We start from the raw sequence: 25,641 nt of genomic DNA on the forward strand, positions 1-25,641 counted from the left end.
GGAAAGGATGAAAGGACAGAACAGTCTTTGCCGCCCTTTCATCCCTTTCTGTATCATTCATCTTTTACGATCTTGAACAGTCTGTTCCAGCGGATTTTACCGTCGAACCAGCCACGGTCTTTGTCCAGCGACAGCCAGACGACGATGGGGCGGCCTACTACGTGGTCTTCGGGTACGAAGCCCCAGTAGCGGGAGTCAAGCGAGTTGTGACGGTTGTCGCCCATCATCCAGTAGTAATCCATCTGGAAGGTGTATGTATCCGTCTTCTGTCCGTTGATGTAGATGCCGTCGGCCCGGCGCTCCAGCTTGTTGCCTTCGTAAGCTTCGATACATCGTTCGTACAGGGGCAGATTGTCGTCGGTCAGGGTGATGGTAGCACCTTTGGCAGGAATCCAGATGGGGCCGTAGTTGTCGCGGTCCCACTTCGTATAGAGATTCTGCGGGAACATGTCGCCCGAGTAGATGGCAGGCTCCTTGACGATGCGGCTGATCAGCTTCGTGTTTCCAGCCAGTGTGTCGTACATGGCTTGGGTGAGCGGCAGGTGATAGACCGGTGTCAGTCGGCCTTGTGCGTCGCGGCGGTCCAGTCCCATTTCCATCAGTCCCATTTCCCAGTTCAGGTCTTCGGTCATCAGCATTTGGTCGTCCTTGCTGATGCCCAAGTCGCGGAACATTTCATCGGGGATGTACGGTCCGGTGGTCTGCACGAAGTAATTGAACTGCATGTCCTTGGGGTTCTTGATGGCTTGGCCGTCGATGCATACTTGTCCGTCCACGATTTGCAGGGTGTTGCCGGGCAAGCCTACACAGCGCTTCACGTAGTTCTCGCGGCGGTCGACGGGGCGCACTACCACTTTGCCGTACATCTGCGGGTTGGAGAGTATCTTGTTGCGTCCGGCGCTATAGTACAGGTCGTAGACGGCTCGCTGTTGTTGGCGTGTCAGGCTGTCCATGTCCACGTGTTTGGGATACAGGCTCTTGCCTTCGCGGTAGGCCAGGGCGTAGAAGTCTTCCATCTGGTGGTTGAGTGCGACGGTATCGCCGGCGGGGAAGTTGAAGACGACGATGTCATTCAGTTTCACCTTGCCGAATCCCGGTACACGTTTGTACTTCCATTGCGGCCACTCGATGTACGACTTGCAGTTGAAGATGGGCAGCGTGTGTTGTGCCAGCGGCATGGAGAGCGGCGTATTGGGCACACGGGGGCCGTAGCTCATTTTGCTGACGTAGAGGAAGTCGCCCACGAGCAACGATTTCTCCAGTGAGGAAGACGGTATCTGATAGTTCTGGAAGATGTAGAGGTTGACGAAGTAGACGGCCACCAAGGCGAAGACGATGGCGTCCACCCAGCTCATGACGGTGCGTACGGTGGCGTTCTTCGACTTCTTCCACCATCCCCAGGGAATCTTCTTGCTGATGTAGACGTCGAAGATGAAGGGTACGACTATCAGTCCCCACCAGCAGCTTACCCATATCAGGAAGGCCAGATAGAGCAGGGTGACAATACTGAATTTAATCCATTGTGAACGTGTAGCTTTTCTCATGACGATAGTTCTTGTTTATTTCAGAAACGGAAATAAGTCGCTCATCCCCAGGAAGCCTTCGTGTGTGGCGGTGTATTCGGCTGCCAGCACGGCGCCCAGGGCGAAGCCGCTGCGGTTTTTGGCATCGTGGGTGATGGTGATACTGTCTGCCTCGGAGTCGTAGCGGATGCTGTGGATGCCCGGTACTTCACCTTCGCGGATGGAGCTGACGGGCAGTTCGTCGTTGGCGCAGGCGGTAGTGCCTGTCACGGTGCCGTCGGGGGCCTGAAGCGTTCCTTTCACCCAGCGCGTTTTGCGGTCAAGGTTCTCCAGAATACCTTCGGCCAGGGTGATGGCGGTGCCGCTGGGGGCATCGAGCTTGTGGACGTGGTGCGTTTCGCTCATGCTGACGTCATAGCCGGGGAACTGGTTCATGATTCGGGCCAGATACTTGTTGACGGCCGAGAAGATGGCTACGCCCAGACTGAAGTTGCTCGACCAGAACAGTGTCTTGCCTCCTTCGGTGCAGAGGCGGCGTACTTCTTCGCCGTGCTCTTCGAGCCAGCCGGTACTGCCCGACACCAGTTTTACACCTGCCTCAAAAGCCTTCATGTAGTTGCCGTAGGCTGCTTTGGGGTTGGTGAACTCGATGGCCACGTCGGCCGAGCGGAAGGCTTCGGACCCGAAGTCCTCCTGGTTGTCGATGTCGATGATGCAGACGATTTCGTGTCCGCGGCCGAGGGCAATCTTCTCAATCTCCTTGCCCATTTTTCCATAACCGATAAGTGCTATTTTCATTGTTTTTGCTCTTTTGTTTAGTGTATGTCTCTCTAATTCCCGACAAACATTATTATTAAATGTCGCAAAGATAGGATTTTTCTTACACAAACCGTTACAATTAACTTCTTGTTAACAATGCCGGTGCGGAAGCCGTTGTAAGGAGCTGTTCGCCGGCAGGTATGCTGTCGGTTGCACAGCCAAGGAAGGTTTGCAGGAGTTTTCCCAGTATTCTCCTTTCGTCTCATAAGGGGAGAATAGTTTTCTCACAGGCATGAGAAGATTATTCTCATACCGATGAGAACGGTCTTCTCATAAGCATGAGAATTGTTTTCTCATACTGATGAGAATATTGCTCTCCTATGGGGAAACCGTACAGCGGCTTTTGGGAATCTGTGCTTTGCCTTTACTTTGCATAGTTGCGTCGGATGACGGTGCCCTCGTACGTGTTTTTCCCCGTTTGAAATAAGTCCTCGTCGTCGAAGGGACGCAGCTTGTACCACATTGTGAAGTCGGCAGTGCTGCACACCAGTGTGATGATGCCGAAGACGTAGGCTGTGGCATTGCCGGTGCAGAAGCCGTGTAGCATGGGCAGTACGCCCAGCAGGATGCCCGGCAGGAGCAGCAACAGGCGGTAATGCTTCAGGGGAACAGCTCGGGAGGGATAGAATCCTGCCGATTTCCAGTCGCAGTGCCAGCGGATACCTTTCAAACTGCGTCCGCTGATGAAGTACGTCACCAGACTGCCGGCCAGGATGTAAAGGGCAAATATGATGAGCAGCAGTCCGAAGATACCTCTTCCCCAGTGCTGCCCGATGTAATGGCCCAGGTTGTAAACGGAGAACTCTTCCCAGATGAAGATGTAGAGAACTGAGCTGGCGAACATGACCAGCAGGTAGAACACGACGACGTAAATGCTGATTCGTCCCGGGTTGATTTTCACTTCTATGCCGTTCGGTTGCGAGGCGGGGTTCGGATTGGGTTGTACAGTTGTTTCCATAAAGCGTGAATGATATGATTCAATAAAAGATGGCCATATATTTTTCGATATAGTAGCCCGCCGCGAAGCAGGTGATGAAGCTCGCCAGCCCGACGGCTGCCAGGACGAGGATTTTTTTGACTGGGTCGTTACCCGTCAGCGACTCCGCTTCTTTCGCGAGGAAGCCGGTCATGTGGTTCTTGAAAGTTGTTTTCATTGTGATATACGTTTCTGGTTGACGTTGCAAAGATAAGTCCTCCTTGGTAAACGGAAGGTTAACGTTACGTTATCTTTACGTTAACAGTTGGAAGGAAAGGAAAAAGAAACTACTTTTGTCAATGGTTAATGATTAATGGTAAATGCTCAATAAGCGAGGCTGTAGCAAGTATGGCCTGTTGTTTACCGCTAACCATTTATCATTAACCATTCATCATTAACCATTAAAAAAGATGTCCAAGTCCTTCTACATCCTCCTCACCCTTGTTGCCGCTGCCGTAGCCGTCTTCTTTCTCGGCCGCTGGACGGGTATGAGCCTGGGACTCAACAGCCAGCGTGTGATGCGTACTGTTCACGAAGCCTGGTGCCGTGCCGATGACCGTCACGCCCTTTGCCCCGAGGCCGGACTGGACTCTCTTTTTCATCAGCAACTGCGTGAAGACGGATTGCGTCGCCTCCGTTTCCGACTGGACACGGTGGCGCTGGCGGGCGACTCGACCGTGGTGTTTCGCTCTGCCTTGCATTATTTCGACGACTACGAACGGGAGTTGGAATACCGGCGCACGTTCGTCATTCCGATAGACAGCCTGCACGGGGTGCGTGCGCAGCTTCTTAACCTTCGTGCCGAGACCGTCGGGGCACAGCTCTATTATCTGTTGGGTACGGTGGTGGGCTTCTTGCTGTTGGCTTATGGCATTGCCAAACAGGTAGACACCATCCGTCGTCAGGACAAGTTGTCGCAGATGCGCGAGGACTTCTCCTACGCCATGGTGCACGACATGAAGACGCCTATCAGCACCATTCTGATGGCGGCGAGGAATCTGCGCAGTGGTCGCCTGGACGCCAAGCCCGAACGCAAGCGCGAGCACTTCGAACTGCTGGAGAAAGAAGGACTGCACTTGCTCGACCTGACCAACCGCGTATTGACCCTCTCGAAGATGGAGCATCACCAGCTGTTGCTCGACAAGGACTGGCATCCCCTGCGCCCCGTGGTGGACGAACTGATACAGGTGTTCGAGGCAAAGGCGGCGAAGCCCGTCACCTTCAGTACCGACCTTCAGGCCGAGGCGGTCTATGCCGACATGGAGTTTCTGAAGGAAGCCATTTCCAACCTGATAGACAACGCCCTGAAATACTCCAAAGACACGGTAGAAGTACGCATTGCCTCGTGTCAGGAGGCTGGTTACATTCGTATCAGTGTCCGCGACAACGGCATTGGCATCCCTCTTTCGGCCCAGCGCACTATTTTCGACAAGTTCGAGCGGGTGTTGCCCCGCGACGGCAGTCAGCAGAAAGTTTCCGGCTTCGGCCTGGGCCTGAACTATGTGATGAACGTGGCTCGCGAGCACGACGGATATGTCAGTGTGGAGAGCGTGCAGGGAAGGTTCAGCGAGTTTACGATTTCGTTGCCCGAAAGCCTCTCAAGCCTCACCCCCGGCCCCTCTCCCAAGGAGAGGGGAGAAGGAATGGAGTCGGAATAGAGAATGATATAAAAGATATAAAGATAAATAAGACTGAATACTAACTTAAATCACCACCCCCTTCCTCCCCTCTCCTTGGGAGAGGGGCCGGGGGTGAGGCTTCTACTTATTATGGAACACCTTTTACACTACCTTTGGAAACACAAAATCTTCCCCTTGCAGGAACTGCGCACTACCGACGGACAACGGGTGGAAGTCATCGATACGGGCTTGCCCAATGCCGATGCGGGTCCCGACTTCTTCAATGCCAAGCTGAAGCTGGACGGCGTGCTGTGGGTGGGCAATGTGGAGATTCACGATCAGGCTTCGCAATGGATGAAGCATGGGCATCAGACGGATGAGGCTTACGACAACGTCATTCTGCACGTGGTGTCCCAAGCCGACTGCACCGTATGCCGGCGCGACGGAAGCCCTATTCCCCAGCTCGTACTGACTTGTCCCGACGACGTGGCCCGTCGCTACGACGAGTTGCGCCGTGCCGATGTCTATCCGCCCTGCTACACCATCCTTTCCTCGTTGCCCCGCCTGACGGTGCACTCCTGGCTTTCGGCCTTGCAGGTAGAGCGTTTCGAACGGAAGGCGCGCGACATCCGTGCCCGCCTCGATGCCTGTCAGAACCATTGGGAGGACGTTTTCTTCATCACCCTGGCACGCAACTACGGCTTTGGTCTGAATAGCGACGCTTTCGAAGCGTGGGCCAAGCGTCTGCCCTTCCGTGCCGTGGACAAGCATCGCGACGACCTTTTTCAGGTAGAAGCCTTCTTCTTCGGGCAAGCCGGTCTGCTGGATGAAGAACCGGCAGACGCCGACGACTATTACCTGCGGCTTCAGAAGGAGTTCCGCTACTTGCAGCGCAAGTTTGAACTGCCGCCGTCGTTGCCCGTTGGTCAGTGGCGTTTCCTCCGGCTCCGACCGGGCAACTTCCCCCATGTGCGGCTGGCCCAACTGGCATGCTTGTACCATACACACCGGTCGCTCTTCTCGCAAGTGATGGAAGCCGAGACGCCCGAAGCCGCCAAAAAGCTCCTTTCCACCGCGACTTCTGCCTATTGGGAGCAGCATTTCACCTTCCGCCGGACATCGCCCAAGAAGGAGAAGCGGGTAGGTGAGAACGCCCTCAACCTGATGCTCATCAATACGGTCATTCCTTTCCTTTATGCCTACGGTCTGCACAAGGCCGACGAAGTATTGTGCGACCGTGCCACCCGTTTCCTGGAGTCGCTTCGTGCCGAAAACAACTACATCACCCGCATGTGGGAGGGAGCTGGCTTGCCCGTTTCGACAGCAGCCGATTCGCAAGCCCTCATCCAGCTTCAGAAAGAGTATTGCGACCGGAAAGACTGCCTGCGCTGCCGTTTCGGCTACGAGTTTCTGAAAGGGAAGAAAACCGTTCGTTCTTCGTCCGATGCTATCGGCTGAAATACAGAGAGATACGTTGACGGCTTTTCCCCGTTTGAGCCGTGCAAGTGTGGCTCGCGAGCCGTGCAAGTGTTTTTCGCGAGCCACACAAGTGTCTCTCATGAGCCGTACAAGTGTCTCTCATGAGCCGTACAAGTGTCTCTCACGAGCCATACTAGTACCGTCTGAAAAGGGTATATCGAAAGGATACTCTCTTCATCTGAGTGGAAGCGGAGCGGTGCATAACCGCTTTTTCTGAAAAAAGTTAACGACAGACTTTTTCTATTCAATCTCTTTTCAATAACTTTGTCCCCGTTCTTCGTACAGAACATTTATCACATTTCTTCCTTTTCAGACAGCAGAACTGTATAGGACGTGGGGAGGAGATGGCATCCATATTAACCACTTAAATACACTGAAAGATGAACCGTAACATTACCGACAAACTTCTGGTGCTGTTGTTGATGCTGGCTTTTCTGACCGCCTGTAGCGACGACGACACGCCGGGCGAGGACCCTGCCGTCACCAATCAGTATCTGACCGGGGTGACTGCTGAAAAGCATATCTCGAAAAGCGAAATTACCGACATGGTGATGGACTATGCCGCTTCGCAAGGCATTAACCTGCCCGAAATCCTGATAAGCGGACTGCTGTGCGATGTCGATGTGGCCGCTATTACTTATACTACCACAGGACCCGACGGAGCTTCCGTCACGGCATCGGGCGTAGTAGCCATGCCTGCGGGCACTACTTCGTACGACCATTTGCTGAGCATCCAGCACGGCACGCTCGACATGGAAGAAGCTCCTTCGCTGCAACTCTTCTATTACGAGATGATGCCTGTAGTGAGCGGGCACGTAGTCGTTATGGCCGATTACCTGGGATATGGAGCCAGCCAGACAGCCGACCGGCAGCATCCTTACCTGCATGCACGGCTGACGGGAACCGCTTGTGCCGACATGATTGAGGCTGCCCGCGAATATCTGCGCTCCAAGTCCATTGCTGAGGAAAATGATGCCCTCGAACTGTTGGGCTACTCGCAAGGCGGACAGGCCACTGTGGCTACCCAACTGGAACTGGAGAGCCGTGGATGGACCGGTCGCATCCGTAAAGTCTGGGCCGGAGGCGGTCCTTACGACCTGGAAACCCTGTTGCAGGCTTTCCTCAACGACGATGGCATACCCGATACCTATCCGCGCAGTGGCTATCTGCCTTACCTGATTCGGGGCATGGCTTACGGCGAAGGACTGACCGTGAGCGATGAGAATCTGTATGCTCCGGCAGTCATCGAAGAGGGATTGAACAAACTGTTTTCTACCCGTCCGCTTTCCGGGTGGCACGCGGCTTTGGGCACGGACATCACCCGGGTGCTGCATCCCGACTTCTTTGCCGCTCCCGATTTCAACGGCAATGCCGATGTGCTGGCCATCGTGTCGGCACTTCGTAAGAACTCGATGGTCAACGCTTCCACTGCGCCACAGGCCACGGTCAGCCTTTATCATTCGCCTCAGGACGACTTTGTGCCTTACAGTAACGTAGTCAGTGCCCACGCCCTTTGGACGAACTCTACGCTGACCGACCTTAGTATGCCCGATCATGTGATGGGCGGTATGGAGTTCATGTTGCGCTACATGGGACTGTGGGAGATTGTGGGTCCGATGCTGGGCGTTCAATGACCGGCGGAGAGGGCGGAAATACGACTGTGCAATATTTCTTATGCCCGTCTCTGTGACATTTCGTTCCATTTTGTATATTTGCCCGTGAAAACAAAATCAAGACCATCTTGAACCATTAACTTATTAACGCGAATAAAGAATCGAAGAGAGTTGAAAGGAGTAGATTTATGAAAGCTATCCGTTACGTATTTTGTCTGTGTGCGGCCCTGGTGTTTTCCGTATTCGAAGGTGTGGCCGCCGATGAGGATTTCAAGACATTTCTCCAGAAGTTCACGTCCAGTGCTTCTTTCCAGTATTCACGTGTCAAGTTTCCGTTGAAATCGCCCATTTCTTTACTGAAAGATGATGGCGAGACGGAACAGACTTTCCCCTTCACCCGTGAAAAATGGCCGTTGCTCGATGCCGAGTCGCTGAAGGAAGTACGGGTGGAAGAGGAAGAAGGCGGTGTCTACATTTCGCGTTATTCGGTCAACGAACCGGCACATAAGGAGTTCGAGGCCGGTTACGAGGAGTCGGAACCTTCGCTGCGACTGGTATTCGAGTTGCAAGATGGCAAATGGTACGTGACCGATTGCTACAACGACTGGTACAATCCCGATCTTCCTGTCAGCGAGTTGGCCGAGACTATCCGTACCATTCAGGAGGAGAATAAGGCCTTCGAGGAACAGCATCCGTAGCCAAAACCGTCCTTTTCATCGCACTTTTACCGGAAGTGGAAGCATTTTGCACCTCTTCCGTACGATTTATGCCCCCCTTTCTCACGAAAGAGGGGTTTCTTTGTATGGTGACTAATACTTTTACGAAACATGTACTTGAAATTCCTATCATTTATCGGAGCATTGCTCGCTTTCCCTTTATGGGCAGCGGCTGGAGAAACCGGTTCGCTTACTGACTGGGTTGTGGAAGACTCTTCTGCAAAAGTGGAAATCACCTGCCGGAAGGATACGATGGATATTGTTTCTCCCGACGGTCTGACGCTGTGGTACAAACACCGCCTGACGGGCGACTATGAGATTACCTATCAGGTGCAGGTGGTGATGGAAGGCGGCACGTATGACCGTCTTAGCGACCTGAACTGTTTCTGGGGAGCAGATGATCCGTTGCATCCGGACCGTTTCTTCGAGCGGAGTGCCTGGCGGAACGGTGAATTCAAGAGTTACAATACGCTGGACCTGTATTACGTAGGTTACGGAGGCAACGAGAACAAGACAACCCGTTTCCGCGAGTACCATAGTGAATATTATGGAAAGGACGAAGCAAAGATTAAGCCGCTTATCAAAGAATATACCGACGCGACTCATCTGTTGAAGCCCAACTGCTGGTATCAGGTACGTATACAGGTAGTCGATGGAGTGACTGTCTTTGCGATGAACGGCGAGGAACTCTTCCGTTTGCTTGTTGAGGCAGACAAGGGCGACGGTTATTTTGCCCTGCGCCTTTGGAAGAACCATGTACGGTTTACGGACTTTGATGTAACCATGATAGAATAACCTTAAATAAATTTAGATAGAACAATGATGAATCTTAGCAAATGGTCTCGTGGCGCTGCTGCGCTTCTGGGGCTTTTCCTGTCTGCACAGCAAGTGGAGGCACAAGTGGTGAAGAACGAGCGGCTGCTTTCTTTCGAAGACGGAGCAGTGCCCGCCTTCCTGACAACCGGTGAAGGTTCGCGGCTGGACATCAACAGCGAGCATTACAAAGACGGTCAGCACTGTCTGGGCTGGGAGTTTGAGCCGGGAGCCGTACTCAGCGTGAAGAAAGACCTGATGTTCGAAAAGAAAGACCCTACGGGCAAGGACACTTATCTGTCGGCTTTCATCGTGTGGGTATACAACGAGCAGGCACAGGACAAGCAGATACGTTTCGAATTTCTGAAAGATGGCAAACTCTGTACATCTTTCCCCTTTGGCATTAACTTCACCGGCTGGCGTGCCGCATGGGTGTGCTACGAACGCGACATGCAGGGTACGCCCGAGGAAGGCATGAACGAGATTCGCATCGTGGCTCCCGACGTGAAAGGTAAGCTTTACTTCGACCACATTGTCACAGCCAGCAAGGTAGATGCCCGCCAGCAGACGGCTGATGTGCAGGTGCCTTTCGTCAACAAAGGTACGACAAACCACTGGCTTGTCATCTACGAGCATTCTCTTTGGAAGCCGGAAATAGCCCTGACACCTCTCAACGAGCAACAGAAGGCAGATATGCGACTGATGGAAAGCCGCTTCCGCGACATGCTCTATACGCCCGGCAAACTGACCGATAAGGAAATGCAGGCCATCCGCAAGGCATACGATTTCTATCAGATCACTTATAAGAACGGCAAGGTAAGCGGTCTGCCCATCTTCATGGTGCGCCAGGCCGAGGCTTACGAGCGTATGATACCCGGCTGGGACAAGGATATGTTCACCAAGCTGGGCATGGAGATGAACAACTATTTCAACCTGATGAAGCGCATAGCCACTGCTTACCTGAATGCCAAAGACAATGCTTTGCGCGATGAGCTGCGGCAGAAGTTCCTGGCCATGTACGACCATATTACCGACCAGGGTGTGGCTTACGGTAGCTGTTGGGGAAATATCCACCATTACGGTTACAGCATGCGTGGTCTTTACGTGGCTTACTTCCTGATGAAAGACGTGTTGCGCGAGGCTGGCAAGCTGGCCGATGCCGAACGTACGTTGCGCTGGTATGCCATCACTAACGAAGTATATCCGATGCCTACAGTGAACGGCATCGACATTGATACCTTCAACACCCAGACGCAAGGCCGTATTGCCAGCATTCTTATTATGGAAGACTCGCCCGAGAAGGTGCAGTACTTGCGTTCTTTCTCCCGCTGGCTCGACTACGGTTGCCGTCCGGCCGACGGACTGATGGGCTCCTTCAAGAGCGACGGTGCCTGCTTCCATCATTGCAACAACTATCCGGCCTACGCCGTGGGCGGTCTGGACGGAGCTACCAATATGATTTATCTGCTGAGCGGTACGCAGTTCCGGGTGTCTGAACTGGCGCACCAGACAGTGAAGAAAGTGTTGCTTACCATGCGTTTCTATTGCAACACCCGCCAGTGGGCACTTTCCATGTCGGGACGTCATCCCAACGGAAAAGGACAGCTTATCCCCGTGCAGTATGCCATGATGGCCTTGTCCGGCACACCGGACGGCAAGCAGAAGTACGATGCCGACATGGCTGCTGCATATCTGCGTCTGATGGAGTACAGCGGTCGGGTGAACGATAACGATCCTGACTACTTGCCCCGTACGTCGAATAATAAGGAATTGCAGCTGAAGCAGGAACTGGAAGCGCAGGGATTCCGTGCCGAAACCGATCCGCAAGGCAATCTGGCTTTGGGTTACGGTTGTGTCAGTGTGCAGCGCCGTGACAACTGGGCGGCAGTCGTACGCGGTCACTCGCGTTACCTCTGGGCAGCCGAGCACTACCTGGATGCCAACTTCTACGGTCGTTACCTGGCTCACGGAAGTATGCAGATACTGACAGGAAAGCCCGATGAAATGATTACTTTCACCACCAGCGGCTGGCAGGAAGCCGGTTTCGACTGGAACCGCATACCGGGTGTCACCAGCATTCATTTGCCTTTCGACCAGTTGCGGGCCAATGTTCTGAACGTAGATTCCTACTCGGGTATGGAAGAGATGCTTTATTCCGATGAGACTTTCGCAGGCGGACTTTCGCAAAGCGGTGAAAACGGTAATTTTGGAATGAAGTTGCACGAGCACGATAAGTACAACGGCTCTTTGCGTGCCCGCAAGTCCTATCACTTCCTGGACGGCACCATTGTTTGTCTGGGTACGGACATAGAGAATGTGAATACGGATTATCCGACGGAAACTACCGTCTTCCAGCTGGCAGCCACTACGCCCGAATTCCGTAGCTATTGGGATGCTTTCCAGGACAATGGAAGTACATATCTTGATCCCAACGGTGTAGGTTATTACCTGCCGAAAGCAACGATGAAAGCGGCTAAATTTGAAAAGAACTTCCCGCAGACCACTGTGGGCGAACGTAACGTGAAGCCAACGACGGGCGACTGGGTATCACTTACCTTGCAACACGGCAAGGCTCCGAAAAGCGCGTCTTACGAATATGCTGTTCTGCCCCGCACCGATGAAGCCGCACTGAAGCGTTTTGCCCGCAAGCCGGACTATAAAGTATTGCAACAGGATCGTAATGCGCACATTGTGCGTACAGCCGACGGTCGACTGACTTCTTACGTGCTCTTCGAGACACCGCAAGCATTGCCCAAGGAAGGACTGGTGCAGGCAGCCGATACAGCCTGTCTGGCCATGGTGCGTCAGGAAGGTGATAAAGTGTTACTCACCGTTGTTCAACCCGACTTGGCACTATATAGCGGTCCCAGCGATGAGGCCTTCGACGAACAGGGCAAGCGGATAGAACGCAGCATTTATTCCCGTCCGTGGATTGGTAACAAGAGTCAGGAAATGCCGTTGACCATTACACTGAAAGGACGTTGGCAGGTAGAGGAGACACCCTATTGCAAAGTTATTTCGGCAGACCGGAAGCAGACTGTACTTCGTTTTGCCTGCAAGGATGCCGCCAGCTTTGAAGTTGAACTGAAAAAATAATAAGAATGCTATGAACAGACTATTCAGAATGTGCAGTCGTATGGTAACGAAGTGGGGACATGCGCTGCGAATGTGGGCAGGCCTGTTGGCTGCAGCCTGTGTGCTGCCCGTATATGGCCAGGCTATTGTGCCGGGAAACAAGCCGAACAAAACACAGCAGAAGCTGATAGAACGCGGTTACGGCATGTTTGTACACTTCGGAGTGAATACTTTCGACGAAATAGAATGGTCGGACGGAACCATCCCCGTAGAGAAATACAATCCGACGCGGCTGGATTGCGACCAATGGGTACGGGTGGCACGCGATGCAGGTTTTCGTTATGTGCTGCTTGTGACGAAACATCACGACGGTTTCTGTCTTTGGGACAGCCAATATACGGACTATGACGTGGCTTCGTCGCCTGTGAAGACTGATGTGGTGAAAGCCGTTTCAGAGGCCTGCCGCAAATATGGCCTTCAGTTTGGTGTTTACTATTCGTTGTGGGACAGACATGCGCCTTCGTATCGCGATAAAGATCCGGAGAAGTATGTAGACTATATGATAGCCCAGCTTCAGGAACTGTTTACCAATTATGGACCTATCTGTGAACTTTGGTTCGACGGTGGTTGGGACAGACCCGTGAAGGACTGGAACCTGCCTCGTGTATATGCTGAAGTAAAGAAGATGCAGCCCGACTGCGCTATCGGAGTGAATCATACGGTAGTGGACCGTGAAGGAAGCCGGAAACATATTCTGCCCGACTCAATGCTGGTGGACAACAAATACTACTTGCAGTATTTCCCGACTGATTTCCGTCTGTGGGATCCGAAGATAGCCCATCTTGCAGACAAGAAGCAGTACCTGTACAACGGAGCATCCTATTATCTGCCTTTCGAGCATACGGTTTGCATCAGCAAGGAGTGGAACTGGTTCCAGAAACAACGTCCGAAACCTGCACGCGACCTTGACGAACTGGAAGAACTTTTCTATTGGTGTACGGCAAACGACAATACACTGGTAGTGAACATTGCTCCCGACCAGTCGGGGCGGATACGCGAGAACGAAGCCAATACAATTATCGCACTGAACAAAGACCGTCTGCACATTGAGCCGGGTAAACCGCTTCCTACAGGCGGAAAACTGCTGTCGCTGGAGGCAAAAGCCGAAGCCTCTTCGGTATATGAGGACAATGAGGCGTCGTACGGAGCCCGTTATGCAGTAGACGGCGGCATGCAGACGCGCTGGGCAGCTGCCGACACGAAGGCCGAACTGACCGTACCACTGGATGAAACAAAGGCTTTCGACAAGATTGTCATCTTCGAATACTGTGATTCGGAAACAATGGAAGACGGATTCTCGAACAAACGTACCAACCGCATCCGTTCGTACTGTATTGATGCTTGGTTGAACGGTACTTGGGAAACCATCTACGTATCGGACGAGCCAATGGGCGATTGCAAAGTGATCCGTTTCCCTCAGGCTTACCGGAGCAGTAAAATCAGATTGAAAGTATTGGATGCTTCTCTGCCGCCTTCTATCTACGAACTGAATGTGGTGAATTCGGGAGAAAAATGATGTTGACTTGTGTTGAAGAGTGCCTGAATGAAGAGCGACCGACAACTCGCTTTTAGGCACGGATGACGCAGAAAAGTACAAAGAAAAGGAAGGTGCATCAAAATAAAGGTATCTGAAACTCTCCTCCTTCTGGAAGGAGGAGTCCCCGATAGGGGGAGGTGGTAGGTAAAACATAAAGCATTGATTTATGATACATTGAGTTAACCTACCACCCCGCCCCTTGGGCACCCCTCCTTCCAGAAGGAGGGGAGTTGGATAGTGTTACTTAGTTTTGATACACCTTTTCTGTTTTTAGCCGCGCAACAACTGATTGACGGCTGTCTGATAAGTATCAAGGCGTGTGGCCTTGTGAATGGCTTTCCGGACTTTGCGGTCGGCGTCGGGCAGGAGGTATTCCCAGACGGTCTTCATCTTGTTGAGCAGTTGCAGATCGCCGCCTTGCAGCAGATTGCCGTATTGGCTGAAGAGCTCGGCATGGAAGCGGCGCAGTTTTTCGCCCTTTTCATCGGCAGAAAGGGGCTCGCCTTGCCTGTATTCGGCTGCCAGGGCCGGATTGGCCAGCAGGCCGCGGCCGATGACGATACCCGCCAGTCGGGGGAAGCGCAGGGCGACGGACTGGATGTCGGCTACGGTCAGCAGGTCGCCGTTGTAGAACAGCGGATGACGGCAGCCGTTGTAGAAGGCTTCGAATGCCGCCAAGTCGACACTGCCCTTGTACTGCTGCTTGCCCAAGCGTGGGTGCAGGATGATGTGCGACAGGGGAAGTTCGTTCAGCAGGGGGAGCAGTGCCAGGGATTCCTCAGGGTTCTCCCAGCCCAGGCGCATCTTGACAGAGAAGCGTACCTGCGGATAACGGCTTACGGCAAACTCTAGTAGCTGACGTACTTCGTCGGGATAGGGAAGCATGCCCGAACCGTTGTGGCGTTTGGCCAGCAGAGGGAACGGGCAGCCCAGATTGATGTCGGCACACGTGAAGCCTTTTGCGATGAAAAGGGACATAATCTGCTCCAACTTCTCCGTATCGGGGGCTATGAGCTGCGGCACAAGGGGGACATTACGGTTGTTCTCGGCTTCGAGTTCGCGGATGTCCTTACGGCGTATTTCGCCGTGTTCTACACGGACAAATGGGGTGTAGTATGTGTCGATACCGCCAAAGATGCGTGCGTGCGCCTGGCGGTATACAGCGTCGGTATAGCCCTGCAACGGGGCGAAGTGGATGGGCAGAAGGTCTGGCATGTCGTTCGGTTCTTTTTAATTCTGCGGCAAAGATACAAATTTTGCGACACTCCGTCCGGCTGATTCCTGTTGGGGCATGTCGAAACTTACTTCGACAGGGTGGCCGTTGCGGACCAGGGTGACGCGTATACTTGCCGGATTGGCCGACTCGCAATGCGGATTGGCTACGCTGAGTTTCTGCTTTCCTTCGTTCCACAGCAGGGCGCAGGGCGTGTCGGTACGTATCAGGTCGCCGTTGTCCAGCTTCAGCTCGCCGGGTTGGTAGAACAGGGCTTCGGTGATGCCCAATGTTTGGTGGAAGACGGCTTGTACGGTTTCACTGTTGGCCAGTATCTTTACGGGCAGTTGCTTGGCATAGCGGGCGGCAGCCGATGCGTCGGACAGTCCGGGCACTACGGCATAGGCATATTGACCGTTGCAGGGGCGTGTGCCGTGGTTGACGTTCAGACTGAACAGGGCAGTGTCGCAGGCTATCACGTATTGGGCGCCGCGTTGCAGGTTGAAGTAGCCTGTCTGTCCGTGAATCACCCAGTCGGCTTGCACGCAGGCGGTTTCTCCGGTCAGGGTCGATACCTTGCCTTTGCGGGCATAGAGCACTTCGCCGTCTCTGTTACACTGGTTCAGGGTGGTGAATACGTCGGCTTTGCCTTCGGGATTGCGGATGCCCGCACCCAGACAGATGTATTCCTTGTCGAAGTAGAACCAGGCTTTATGGGCCTGGAGGCCACGACGGTCGAGCAGCATGCCGCAGGCACCGTAGATGCTGTCGCTCACACCACCGGCATAGCTGTTGCCGTTGTTTCCGCCTTCGCCCCAGTCGGGGATGGGAAGGGGAGCATCGTCCTGCTCGGCGGTGATGCCGGGATACTGGCGATTGTTGAACTTGCGGAAGAAGTTGCGGTCGTATTCGCGTCCGGTGACGAAGAGGTAGTTGACACCGTTCGAGGCGTAGTAGTTGAAGTTGCCGTCACCGTTACCGGCTTCGTTGCCCACGGTGCGGGTCGACGTCATGCGCGAACTGGTCATGTATCCGGCGCGACGGTGAATCATGTAGTCGAACCGCCAGAACATGCGGTTGCCTTCCAGCGAGTTTTCGCCTGCGATGCGGCGCAGGGCCTGTTCGGTCTGTGGCTTCATGTCGGGGGTACTCAGGCGGCAGACGCGTTCGGCCAACAGCTTGATGGGGGTGGCGTACTGGTTGCAGTGGATGTAGCGTCCGGCGTTGTTGGGATCGTATTGCTTGTTGTAGAAGATCCATTGCACGCCTTCGACGAAGAGTTTCTCCAGCAGTTCGAGGCCGGCACTCTGGTAGCGTGTGCCCTGGCAGAGCTCCAGATAATTGAGCATGGAGTTGACGAATTCTTTTCCGTAGTTGGTGAGGTAGAGCTGGCGTCCGCTGCCGCAGTGCTGGGCAAAAAGGTAGTCGGGCTGAACACCTTCGACGGGTTGTATGGTAAGCAGCCGGGTCATGCGTTGTTGGAAGTCGCGCATCTGTGCGTCGTTGCGCGTCAGTATGCTGGCGGCAAACGAACCCATGATGATGTCGGCACCGTTGGCCCCGGTCATGAGTCCCGGACGGGCGGTCTCGTAGCTCCAGCGCAGGTAGGCGATGCACTTGTCGAACAGTGCTTTGTCCTGCTCGATTTCGCGGCTCATGAGGATGATGCCGGTAGAGAGTTCTTTAGGATAAGGAATGTAACGGTACCACCAGTTTTTGGCCTGATGATTGGTGTCGACCCAAAAGTTGAGCGACTTCAGATAGCTGTCCCTTACCTTCGGCTGATGGTAGTAGGGGCTTTCGGGATGCTGATAGGCGCGTGCCAGGGTGATGAGGCTCTGTACGTGCTTGCGTGGCGAGCCGTCGGTGGCGTGGTAGTCGATGCCTTTGAAAGCTCCTTCGGGCGTCATGATCTGCAGCAGTTTGTCTACGGCTGTCTGCGAAGGGCTTTTATCGAGGTATCGCTCGTACATGCGTTGATAGATGATCTCGAAGTCTGTGTCCTGCGCTACGGCGTTGAAACCGGTTGTGCCCAACAGGACGACAAGCAGAAGTAGGCTGAATGTTTTGAGTTTCATGTCAGGTATGATTTTATAGGGTTAATGGTCTTTTCTCCGCGGACATCGGGCTGTCTGTAGGAGTATTTTCAGTCTTGTTGTTTTTGTTGGCTTGCTGCAGATGCGTTGCATACTTGCTGCAGACGCGCTGCACGCTTGTTGCAGTCGTGCTGCATGCTTGTTGCAGTGGCGCTGCACACTTGTTTGCAGTCGTGCTGCACGCCTGTTGCAGTTGCACTGCACGCCTGTTGCAGTTGCACTGCACGCTTATGTGCAGTACGGGCGGAACCTGTTTGTCCGACAATCTTGGCAAAAGTTCGGTTTCCGTCTTACAAACAGGGAGGAACCTCCCGGCTCCTCCCTGATAGAAAATGATTAAGGTTAGAAGTTTGTGTTTCGTTTATTTGCGTTTTCTCCATGCATATATCTGCAGAGGCAGTTTCGTCTATTGTTCCGGTGACTTCTGTCAACTCTGCAGTATGTCAGTCTCGTTTTTTCCAATCGTTAGTCTTTACACCTGCAAAAGTACGTGAAGGCCGATAGAATCATAGCCTTGAATAGTCCGTAATAGGTGCGAATTTGTACACATTATCCGTTCAGTTCGATGATGTCGCCCGGCTGGGTGCTTCTTTCTTCCACTTTTCCGGTAAATGGGTTCAGAACTTTCAGTGTTCCGCCTTTTTCCGAGCGGATGACGACTTTTTGCACCCGTCCTCCGTCGTAGTCAGCATCGATGATAAAGGCTCCCCGTGCGCGCAATCCGTGGAAGGATGCCTGCTCCCAACTTTCGGGCAGAGCGGGGAAAATACGTATCACACCGGTGTGGCTCTGAAGCAACATTTCCTGTATGGCCGAGGCGCAGGCAAAGTTGCCTTCGAGTGTGAAGGGGCGGTAGTCGAACGACGAATAACCTTTCTTCAGCTGGTCGCCGTTGAGGTGGAAGCTGTTGGGTGCGCAGAATGCCTTGATGAAGATATGCAGGGCACGGGCAGCTCCGTCACCGTCGGCCACACGGGCTTTCATGTTGGCCAGCCAGGCATAGCTGTAGCCTACCCACAAACTGGTACCCATCTCTTCGGCATGATGGATGGAGCGTTTGATGAGCCGTTCGGTTTCGGTTCCCTGCGACACGTCGAGCAGTCCGAAGGGATGGAAGGCAAGCATGTGCGAGAAGTGACGGTGCGACTCGGACAACGGATAGTCCGGAGCGATGGTCAGACCCGTAGCATCGGTGGCGAAGGCAGGCCATTCTTCCAGTTGCTGCTTCCAGTGGTCAGCTTCCTCAGCGAGTTCCAGCGCAGCAGCCATTTCTGCAGCAGCTGTGTAGGTGAAGCGGATGTTGGCCAGGTCGTAGTTGGTTGTCTGTGTGAACCAGGCTTGCAGCGTATTGTCGTTGATTTCCGGCGAGGTCGAAAGCGGGAGTTTCCGTTTTCCGTTCTTATCTTTCACGGAGACGTTTTCGAAGTAGCGTGCCACTTCCTTGACCCACGGATAAGCGCGTTCTTCGAGGAACGTACGGTCGGCCGAGTATTTCCATTGCAGGTAGAATGACTGTGCCAGCCATCCGCTGGTGGTGGGCTGGTGCGAGTAGGGGCTCCATCCGCCTATGGCTTTTCCTTCCAGGGTGGCAATGCAGGGGATGTTGAGGCCTTCTACCCCAAAGAAGCGGCGGGTGAACGCTTCTCCGTTTTCTTTGATCTTCCAAAGCCAGTCGGTGAATACTTCCGATTCTTCCAGGTGGTTGGCGACGTATCCGGGCCAGTAGCTTAGCTGAGTGTTCAGGTCGCTGTGGAAGTCGCCACGCCAGGGCGGGGTCTGGCCGTTATCGGCAGTCCATACGGCTTGCAGGCAGATGGGTGGGGCATTCTTGCGCGAGGCGGCTCCGAACTTGTACATTTCCATATACCACTGGTGTTCCAGTGTTTTGTCGGGCAGGTCAATCTGGCTCTTCTCCCAATAAGCCTTCCACCAGTCCAGGTGTCCGGCCAGTGCCGTGTCGAAATCTTTTGCCGATGTCTTCAGCAGTTCGCTGGCCTGCTCCTTTTCGCTGTACCAGGTACCTTGAGTGGTGATGCAGTATTTGCCTTCCAGTACGTCAGGCTGTGGGGTGTTCCATTGCAATGCTACTTCGTAAGCCACTTTGCCGTATGCTTTCTGCCGGTAGACAATCTGGTTGTCTCGGCGGGTGATTTTACCGTTTTTGTAGCCCAGCCGTGTCAGCAGATGGGTGCGTGGTGCAACTACCTTCTGTACTTCGCTTCCGTTGTCTTCGTAGCGGGGAGTCTCCAGTTCGACGCTGAGCGCTTCCGGCAGGTTGGTAAAGCGGAAATAGCCCATTCCGCTTACAGCATCGGTAAAGAAGCTGGCAGTGGCTCCGCACTCCCATGTGATGGTGCATACGGCAGTCTGCACGTCAAGCTGTACAGCCTTTACTTTTCCGAGTTGGCTGATGGGGAACTCAATGGCACCTACAGGAATTTTGGTGGGAGCGCAGTCCTTGCGGCTGCGGTCGTCAATGAGTGCCTGAACCTTGCTGACATCTTTCTTGTTGATGACCTGGTCGCAGACGAACTGGTAGGAATAGTCGGGTGATTCGAACTCTTTGACCGGGCGCAGATCCCAAAGGTCAGCGCGGTCGAGTGCTATGCGCAGACGTCCTTCCTTTTCCCAGATAAGGTTGCCGATGATGCCGTTTCCTAACGGAATGGCTTCGTCCCACAGGGTGGGGAGGGCGTCGAACTTAAGCCCATGGAAAGGCTCGGTATGGCGTGCCTGCAAAGGCAGTGCCAACAGAACTCCTATGAGGAGGAGCATTAAAAATTGTCTTTTCATATCAGTAGGTTTATTGTTTTAGTAGACGAGTTGACAAGTTTACAAGTCTATTAGGCTTGTCAGTTTGTCTACTTGTTTACTTGTCAACTCGTCAACTTGTTAACTCGTTAACTTGTCTACTCGTCTGTCTTTTCCAGCAGATAGACTTCGTCGGGTTTTGTCTTGAACTGAACTGTTCCGTCCGGCAGAACCTTGTAGGATACTGTCTTTTGGTGAGAGTCCGTTATCCGCAGTGCCTGTGCAAAAGGCACTTTGACTTTGCAAGGCAGTCCTCTTCGGGAATGAATGTGTAGCTGCTGCAGTTGTTTGTTTGCCCAGCGGGCCGAAACTTCGAAGTTGCCCCTTGCTACAAGTCCTTCGTAACTGCCCGTATGCCAGCATTGGGGGAGGGCAGGAAGCGGGTCGATGTAGCCTTCGTGGCTTTGCAGAAGCATTTCGGCAATGCCGGCTGTTGTGCCGAAGTTGGCATCAATCTGGTAGGGCGAGCGCAACACAGCAATGCAGTTTGTCCACAGGTTGTCCAGTACGGCAGTCTGGATGAGGGTCTGCAGCACGGTGTGTGCACGTTCGCCGTTGGCTGTTCGTGCCCACAGGTTCAGTTTGTGGGCCATAGACCATCCGGTAGATGCGTCACCCCGCAAGTTTAATGTCGTTTGGGCGGCCTGAAGCCACTGCGGTGTATGGCTGTTGATGACGGTGCCGGGGTACAACCCAATCAGGTTAGAGATGTGACGGTGGTGTTTCTCCAGCACGATGTCGTCGTAGTACTCTTCTTCACGGTATTCTTTCACCTGCCCAGACTTTCCGATGAGAACCGGATCGAGGCGGGGCATCAGCTTTTTGATGTCCCGGACGAGCGGATCTTTTTTGCCCAGGATGTCCGCAGTCTTCAGCACATCGCCGAAAGTCTCGTATATCATCTGCTGGTCGAAGGCGCAGCCTACGCTCGGATAGGGTTTGCCAGTCAGTTTGCTGAACTGTTCGGGCGACGATGAAGGATAGGCAAGCATGTGCCCCAGGGTATCTGTCAGTGCCTTGCTGAAGAAGCGTGCCACTCCGGAAATGGCCGGATAGGTAACTTCTTTCAGAATCTGCGGGTCGGCTGTGAAGTAATAGTAGTCGGCAAACAGTTTGGCAGTCATGCCTCCGGTACCGGGACCGGAATGTCCGCCGGGCTCTCCGATGAAGAAGGGACCTGCTCCGGCGCCTACAATCCATCCGTTTCCACCTTTCTGTGCCGAGTAGGCTTGGGGATGGTGTTTGCGTATGTAGTTGGAGGCAACTTGTTCGGCTCTGTTCAGATAGGCTTTGTAATAATCGACATAACACTCGAACAGCTCGGCCAGGTTGGTACTGAAGGCCGGCCAGTAATTCATCTGAATGTTGATGTTGTGGGTATAGTTGTTGTTCCACGGAGCCAGTTCGTATTGGTTCCATACGCCTTGCAACAGCGGTGGCAGGGTTCCTTTCCGCGAACTGGAGATGAGCAGATAGCGTCCGTACTGGAACATCAGTTCTTCCAGATAATTGCTATATTGGCCTTGTTTGTACGCTTCCAATAGCTTGTCAGTGGGTATCGAAGGTATTTCTTCGCCCAAGTCGATGTGTACACGGTCGAAGAAGTGCCGGTAGTCGGCCAGGTGTCTGTCCAGCAGACAGTCATATCCTTTTGCCGAAGCGTCTTCGATGATACCGACCAGTGCATCGTGCGGGTCGGCATTGCCCTTCAGTCTGTCTTCGGATGCGCCTTCGAAGACACTGCTCTTCAGCTCGTAGTTGGTTCCGATGGCCAGCAGTACGATGGCCGAGTCGGCTTTCTCAATGCTCAGCCAGTCGTTTCCGTCGGCAGCATGATGGGCGCGGACGTTACCTCCGTAGGGGATAACTTTGATTCGTCCTTCGTAGATCATGTTCAGGTGTTCGGTGTTTCCGCGCAGGGAAAGAATGTCGTCGCTTTCGGCCGAGACCTTTCCGGTACGTCCGTTTCCGCTGAAGCGTGTTTGCGTGGCTCCGCTAAGGTAGCCCTTGGTGATGGAGTCGGTACGTTGCAGAGGACCGAAAGGTGTCAGATAGGGTATTTGGGCACGCAGATGGAAGCTGACGCTTCCAGCACGGTTGGCCGTCAGTTTGATGACGGTTACTTTATCCGGATAGCTGGCAAAGCAGGTACGCTGGTAGGTTGTGCCCTGGTGCTTGTATCGTACCTGGTGCAGCCCGTTGTTCAACGTCAGGCTTCGTTCGTAGTTTTCGCGGCTGTTGTGGAAAAAGTCCATATAGATATTGGCAAAGGCGGTATTGGTTTCCGTTCCCCACAGGCCTTTGATGTGCAGTGTCTTGTCGGACAGCAGAATCCGTTCGGTATCGGTCCGCCCGAAGATGGAAGCGCCTATATAGCCGTTTCCGATGGGTAGTGAATAACGCTCCCAGTCGGTATCGGTCGGGCGGTCGCTCCAGTTCTCTTCGAAGACGGCTCCGTTGTTGGGCGCGGGGCGGTCGTACCACAGTTTGTAGACTTTTTCTTTGCTGTCGGCTGCCTGCAGAAGAGTAGTCAGAAACAGCAGAAATCCTAAAAATGTAGATCGATACATCATGACTTTGTTTGATTTTTTTAAATATAAATATAGATTGTAAAGTTATAAGTAAATAGGTCAATCGTTGATACCTTTTCCGAATTGTGTCTGCTGTTGTTCCACTTCTTTCACTTTCAGTTGGTTCAGTTCCTTTTTCAGTATTGCGTTTTCACGCATCAGTTCTTTCAGATCCGACGGGCTTTCCTGTGCTTCCTGTCTGTTCCGGCCGATCTGTTCCAGTTCGTTGGCCGAGAATATCTGGCGTTGTTTGTCGGGTACGGATTCTATTTCCAAGGTACCTTCCAGCGGACGTGCCTGTCCGGGAACCAGCAGAGAGGCGGTAATGTTGATTTTTCCAGCGCGGTTGGTGGCTTGTACGAGTGCAGGAGCCGATCCCCAGCTGACAGGTATTGGGTTGACACCTACGGAAGCATCGCCCAGCAATCTGCCTTCACCTTCGATCTGGAAGCGGATGATGGAATTGTTCAGACGCTTTACGGTTCCTCGCTTATCAACAACCTCAGCTACAACTACTGCTACGTCCGAGCCGTCGGCCACTAGTGGTACGTTTTCGTTGTCCAGACGCAGCACGATGTGGTCGGGTTGTCCGGCCGGATAGCGCTTGTGTGTGGCTACTACTTTTCCGTCTATCAGTCCTTCGGCCAGCAGGTAGGCTTCGTCCTGTTTGCCGGCACGTGCTTTGGCTTTCCATTCCATAAAGTGGTAGACATCGGCAAATGTGATGACAGGCGAGGGCATTCCTTTCCGGTCGGTGGCTTTCTTGTAAGTATAGGTCTTTCCGTTTTTGAAGACGGTGAGGCGCACTTCGTCGCAGTTGGAGTATACGGTGACATCCTTCGGTGAGAAGGGGGTCAGTTCGTGGGCAATGTAAATCATGGGGCCGTTGTCGGCTATCAGGTCGCTCTTCTTCGGTGAGCGTTGCGACATGAACATGTAATACGAGAACTTGGGCTGGCGGAATGCGTCCATAATGCCTCCGTAGAAAGGATCGGCATGGTAGCCGCGCTGATGGTCGAACGAGTGCCAGAAGCAGGCACCCACGATCTGCCGTGGTTTCTGGCAGATGGTTTCGTAGCACAGTGCCGGGTAATCGGGGTTGGCATAGTGAGCGGCCTGAAGCAGCATGGGCACTTCGCCCCAGTTGCGGGCTACGCGACTGTCCGAGTTCTGGGCATTCCAGTCGTCGACATTGTCGCCCCACTCACGGATGAAGTAAGTCTTGTCCGGACTTAGCTTGGAATCGATGGGGCGCAGTAACAGGCTGTAATAAGAGTCTCCGGCAGCTCCATGGTCGCATGCAGCGGTGCTGTAAGGGTAAGGATACTCTTCGTTACAGATGTCCAATGCGTTTTTGGCAAAATATTCGGGGTATCTTGTTTCGTTCAGAATAGGTTCCCAGAAGAACAGCGAAGCATGGTTGCGATGAATACGTATCATGTTGCGTATATCCGAATAGATGCGTTCGGCAAATATAGGTTCGTCGTTCCAGAATTGCCATCCCGGCACTTCTACCAGTGCGAACAGGCCCAGTTCGTCGCATGCGTCCATAAAGGCCGGGTCGATGACGTAGTGTGTACGGATCACCTTCAGGCCGGCATCGCGCAGCTTTTTGGCATCGCGCCATTGCAGAGAGTTGGGGAGTGCGTTGCCCAGTACGGCAAAATCCTGATGCCGGTTTGTTCCCATGATTTTTCCTTCGTAAGGTTTTCCGTTCAGCCACAAACCTTCGGTCTGTTTGAATTCGATGCTTCGTATGCCCAGTCTTTGCCGGTAGCCGTCGATTGTCTGGCCGGAAGCATCTTTCACCAGGATGTCGAGGTAATAAAGATAAGGTGTTTCGGGCGACCACAGCTTGGGGGCATCGACTTTCATGGAGCTTACCGCATAGTTTGCCTTTCCCCGTTGTACGGTGAGCGATTTTGCAGTTGTCAGAACAGTATTGCCTTCTTTCTCTTTCAACTGAAATTCGATGGTGATTTTTTGCCGTTTGGACGACTGGTTGCGGATGTGTGCTTTCAGGTTGATAATCGCGCTTTCTTCCGAAACCCGGTCGTAGGAAATGAACAATCCTCCTCCGGCAACCTCGTTTTCGTAGTTGGCATTGGTTATGAAGACATCGTTGTGCGCTATCAGCCAGCAGTCGCGATAAATACCTCCGAAATAGGTATAGTCCAGCAGGCTTTGAGGTTTTCCTACCGGATAAGTGGGATCATCACTATTGTCAGCTTTTACGGCAATCACATTTTCGCTGTCCCATTCTATTCCGTCGGTGATGTCGGCAATGACGGGCAGGAATCCTCCGTAATGCTTCTTAATCAGTTTTCCATTTAAATAAACTTCACTTTTGCCCATGATGGCTTCGAAGTGCAGGAACAGGCGTTTGCCTTTCAACTCGTCCGAGGGTGTGAAGTGTTTCCGGTACCACACTACTCCCTGATAGTTGGCACAGCCGCTGGCTTCGATAGGCAGGTATTCGATGCCATGAGGCAAGGAAACGACTTCCCAGGCTGAATCGTCGAAGTCTTTGTTCCATACCTGAGCTTCGGAGTCTCCTTTGAGAAACCGCCATGCCATGTTCATGGAATAGGCTTTTCGTCCGGTGCCGGGAAGTTCGTAAAAACCGCCGGTTGAGAAGGCGGGATAGTCGGTGGCAAACAAAGAAGAGAATGCACAGACTAAAAATAATGCAATAATATAGAACGATTTCATGATCTGTGA

16 protein-coding genes are annotated in these 25,641 nt (G+C 53.2%); 7 read left to right on the forward strand and 9 right to left on the reverse strand.

Going from position 1 to position 25,641, the window contains the following annotated elements; genetic code table 11:
- Positions 1-53 precede the first annotated feature (53 nt).
- The 4 genes from Q3C19_RS02105 to Q3C19_RS02120 form a co-directional block, all read right to left on the reverse strand.
- Positions 54-1,544, reverse strand: a complete 1,491-nt coding sequence (locus tag Q3C19_RS02105; protein WP_302726882.1) for a S26 family signal peptidase — start codon at positions 1,542-1,544, stop codon at positions 54-56.
- A gap of 15 nt (positions 1,545-1,559) precedes the next feature.
- Positions 1,560-2,321 carry a 4-hydroxy-tetrahydrodipicolinate reductase gene (gene dapB, locus Q3C19_RS02110; protein ID WP_302726884.1) on the reverse strand — a complete coding sequence of 254 codons (762 nt, stop codon included), beginning with the start codon at positions 2,319-2,321 and terminating at the stop codon, positions 1,560-1,562.
- Positions 2,322-2,706: 385 nt separating this feature from the next.
- Positions 2,707-3,300: a hypothetical protein gene (locus Q3C19_RS02115; RefSeq protein ID WP_302726886.1), complete on the reverse strand. Its 594-nt coding sequence runs from the start codon at positions 3,298-3,300 to the stop codon at positions 2,707-2,709.
- A 19-nt stretch (positions 3,301-3,319) separates the two neighbouring features.
- Positions 3,320-3,496 (reverse strand): hypothetical protein, encoded by a 177-nt coding sequence (locus Q3C19_RS02120; RefSeq protein ID WP_302726888.1) that lies wholly within the window; start codon positions 3,494-3,496, stop codon positions 3,320-3,322.
- Positions 3,497-3,728: 232 nt separating this feature from the next.
- Between Q3C19_RS02120 and Q3C19_RS02125 the strand changes: the two genes are divergently transcribed.
- From Q3C19_RS02125 to Q3C19_RS02155, 7 genes are all read left to right on the forward strand, one after another.
- Complete coding sequence (locus Q3C19_RS02125; RefSeq protein WP_277120362.1) at positions 3,729-4,976, forward strand: sensor histidine kinase KdpD; 1,248 nt, start codon at positions 3,729-3,731, stop codon at positions 4,974-4,976.
- 111 nt (positions 4,977-5,087) lie between these two features.
- Complete coding sequence (locus Q3C19_RS02130; protein ID WP_302726891.1) at positions 5,088-6,395, forward strand: DUF2851 family protein; 1,308 nt, start codon at positions 5,088-5,090, stop codon at positions 6,393-6,395.
- A 401-nt stretch (positions 6,396-6,796) separates the two neighbouring features.
- Positions 6,797-8,050: a lipase family protein gene (locus tag Q3C19_RS02135; RefSeq protein WP_302726893.1), complete on the forward strand. Its 1,254-nt coding sequence runs from the start codon at positions 6,797-6,799 to the stop codon at positions 8,048-8,050.
- A gap of 167 nt (positions 8,051-8,217) precedes the next feature.
- Complete coding sequence (locus Q3C19_RS02140; RefSeq protein ID WP_071148300.1) at positions 8,218-8,727, forward strand: DUF4348 domain-containing protein; 510 nt, start codon at positions 8,218-8,220, stop codon at positions 8,725-8,727.
- A 129-nt stretch (positions 8,728-8,856) separates the two neighbouring features.
- Positions 8,857-9,540: a DUF6250 domain-containing protein gene (locus Q3C19_RS02145; protein WP_302726895.1), complete on the forward strand. Its 684-nt coding sequence runs from the start codon at positions 8,857-8,859 to the stop codon at positions 9,538-9,540.
- A 24-nt stretch (positions 9,541-9,564) separates the two neighbouring features.
- Positions 9,565-12,654: a chondroitinase family polysaccharide lyase gene (locus tag Q3C19_RS02150; RefSeq protein WP_302726897.1), complete on the forward strand. Its 3,090-nt coding sequence runs from the start codon at positions 9,565-9,567 to the stop codon at positions 12,652-12,654.
- A gap of 10 nt (positions 12,655-12,664) precedes the next feature.
- Positions 12,665-14,209: an alpha-L-fucosidase gene (locus Q3C19_RS02155; protein ID WP_302726899.1), complete on the forward strand. Its 1,545-nt coding sequence runs from the start codon at positions 12,665-12,667 to the stop codon at positions 14,207-14,209.
- A 291-nt stretch (positions 14,210-14,500) separates the two neighbouring features.
- On the opposite strand, the gene Q3C19_RS02160 is transcribed toward Q3C19_RS02155, so the two are convergent.
- From Q3C19_RS02160 to Q3C19_RS02180, 5 genes are all read right to left on the reverse strand, one after another.
- Entirely contained in the window at positions 14,501-15,445 is a 945-nt protein-coding gene (locus tag Q3C19_RS02160) for a tRNA-dihydrouridine synthase family protein (protein ID WP_071148303.1), read from the reverse strand.
- A gap of 15 nt (positions 15,446-15,460) precedes the next feature.
- Positions 15,461-17,521 carry a polysaccharide lyase family 8 super-sandwich domain-containing protein gene (locus tag Q3C19_RS02165; RefSeq protein ID WP_302726902.1) on the reverse strand — a complete coding sequence of 687 codons (2,061 nt, stop codon included), beginning with the start codon at positions 17,519-17,521 and terminating at the stop codon, positions 15,461-15,463.
- A gap of 567 nt (positions 17,522-18,088) precedes the next feature.
- Entirely contained in the window at positions 18,089-20,332 is a 2,244-nt protein-coding gene (locus Q3C19_RS02170) for a glycoside hydrolase family 95-like protein (protein ID WP_302726904.1), read from the reverse strand.
- 116 nt (positions 20,333-20,448) lie between these two features.
- Entirely contained in the window at positions 20,449-22,923 is a 2,475-nt protein-coding gene (locus Q3C19_RS02175; protein ID WP_302726906.1) for a glycoside hydrolase N-terminal domain-containing protein, read from the reverse strand.
- Between the two features lie 57 nt (positions 22,924-22,980).
- A complete protein-coding gene (locus Q3C19_RS02180) occupies positions 22,981-25,632 on the reverse strand; it encodes a sugar-binding domain-containing protein (protein WP_277120373.1) in 2,652 nt (883 codons plus the stop codon).
- Between the last annotated feature and the right edge of the window lie 9 nt (positions 25,633-25,641).

The organism is Bacteroides sp. ET489, from assembly GCF_030518095.1.
Classification (GTDB): Bacteria; Bacteroidota; Bacteroidia; order Bacteroidales; family Bacteroidaceae; genus Bacteroides; species Bacteroides ndongoniae.

Excerpts from the sequence above, each read along its gene's own strand:
- Q3C19_RS02180 (WP_277120373.1), bottom strand. The coding sequence starts at position 25,632 with ATGAAATCGTTCTATATTATTGCATTATTTTTAGTCTGTGCATTCTCT.
- Q3C19_RS02155 (WP_302726899.1), top strand. The coding sequence starts at position 12,665 with ATGAACAGACTATTCAGAATGTGCAGTCGTATGGTAACGAAGTGGGGA.
- Q3C19_RS02135 (WP_302726893.1), top strand. The coding sequence starts at position 6,797 with ATGAACCGTAACATTACCGACAAACTTCTGGTGCTGTTGTTGATGCTG.
- Q3C19_RS02125 (WP_277120362.1), top strand. The coding sequence starts at position 3,729 with ATGTCCAAGTCCTTCTACATCCTCCTCACCCTTGTTGCCGCTGCCGTA.
- Q3C19_RS02115 (WP_302726886.1), bottom strand. The coding sequence starts at position 3,300 with ATGGAAACAACTGTACAACCCAATCCGAACCCCGCCTCGCAACCGAAC.
- Q3C19_RS02120 (WP_302726888.1), bottom strand. The coding sequence starts at position 3,496 with ATGAAAACAACTTTCAAGAACCACATGACCGGCTTCCTCGCGAAAGAA.
- Q3C19_RS02150 (WP_302726897.1), top strand. The coding sequence starts at position 9,565 with ATGATGAATCTTAGCAAATGGTCTCGTGGCGCTGCTGCGCTTCTGGGG.
- Q3C19_RS02130 (WP_302726891.1), top strand. The coding sequence starts at position 5,088 with ATGGAACACCTTTTACACTACCTTTGGAAACACAAAATCTTCCCCTTG.
- Q3C19_RS02145 (WP_302726895.1), top strand. The coding sequence starts at position 8,857 with ATGTACTTGAAATTCCTATCATTTATCGGAGCATTGCTCGCTTTCCCT.
- Q3C19_RS02165 (WP_302726902.1), bottom strand. The coding sequence starts at position 17,521 with ATGAAACTCAAAACATTCAGCCTACTTCTGCTTGTCGTCCTGTTGGGC.
- Q3C19_RS02175 (WP_302726906.1), bottom strand. The coding sequence starts at position 22,923 with ATGATGTATCGATCTACATTTTTAGGATTTCTGCTGTTTCTGACTACT.
- dapB (WP_302726884.1), bottom strand. The coding sequence starts at position 2,321 with ATGAAAATAGCACTTATCGGTTATGGAAAAATGGGCAAGGAGATTGAG.
- Q3C19_RS02140 (WP_071148300.1), top strand. The coding sequence starts at position 8,218 with ATGAAAGCTATCCGTTACGTATTTTGTCTGTGTGCGGCCCTGGTGTTT.
- Q3C19_RS02160 (WP_071148303.1), bottom strand. The coding sequence starts at position 15,445 with ATGCCAGACCTTCTGCCCATCCACTTCGCCCCGTTGCAGGGCTATACC.
- Q3C19_RS02170 (WP_302726904.1), bottom strand. The coding sequence starts at position 20,332 with ATGAAAAGACAATTTTTAATGCTCCTCCTCATAGGAGTTCTGTTGGCA.
- Q3C19_RS02105 (WP_302726882.1), bottom strand. The coding sequence starts at position 1,544 with ATGAGAAAAGCTACACGTTCACAATGGATTAAATTCAGTATTGTCACC.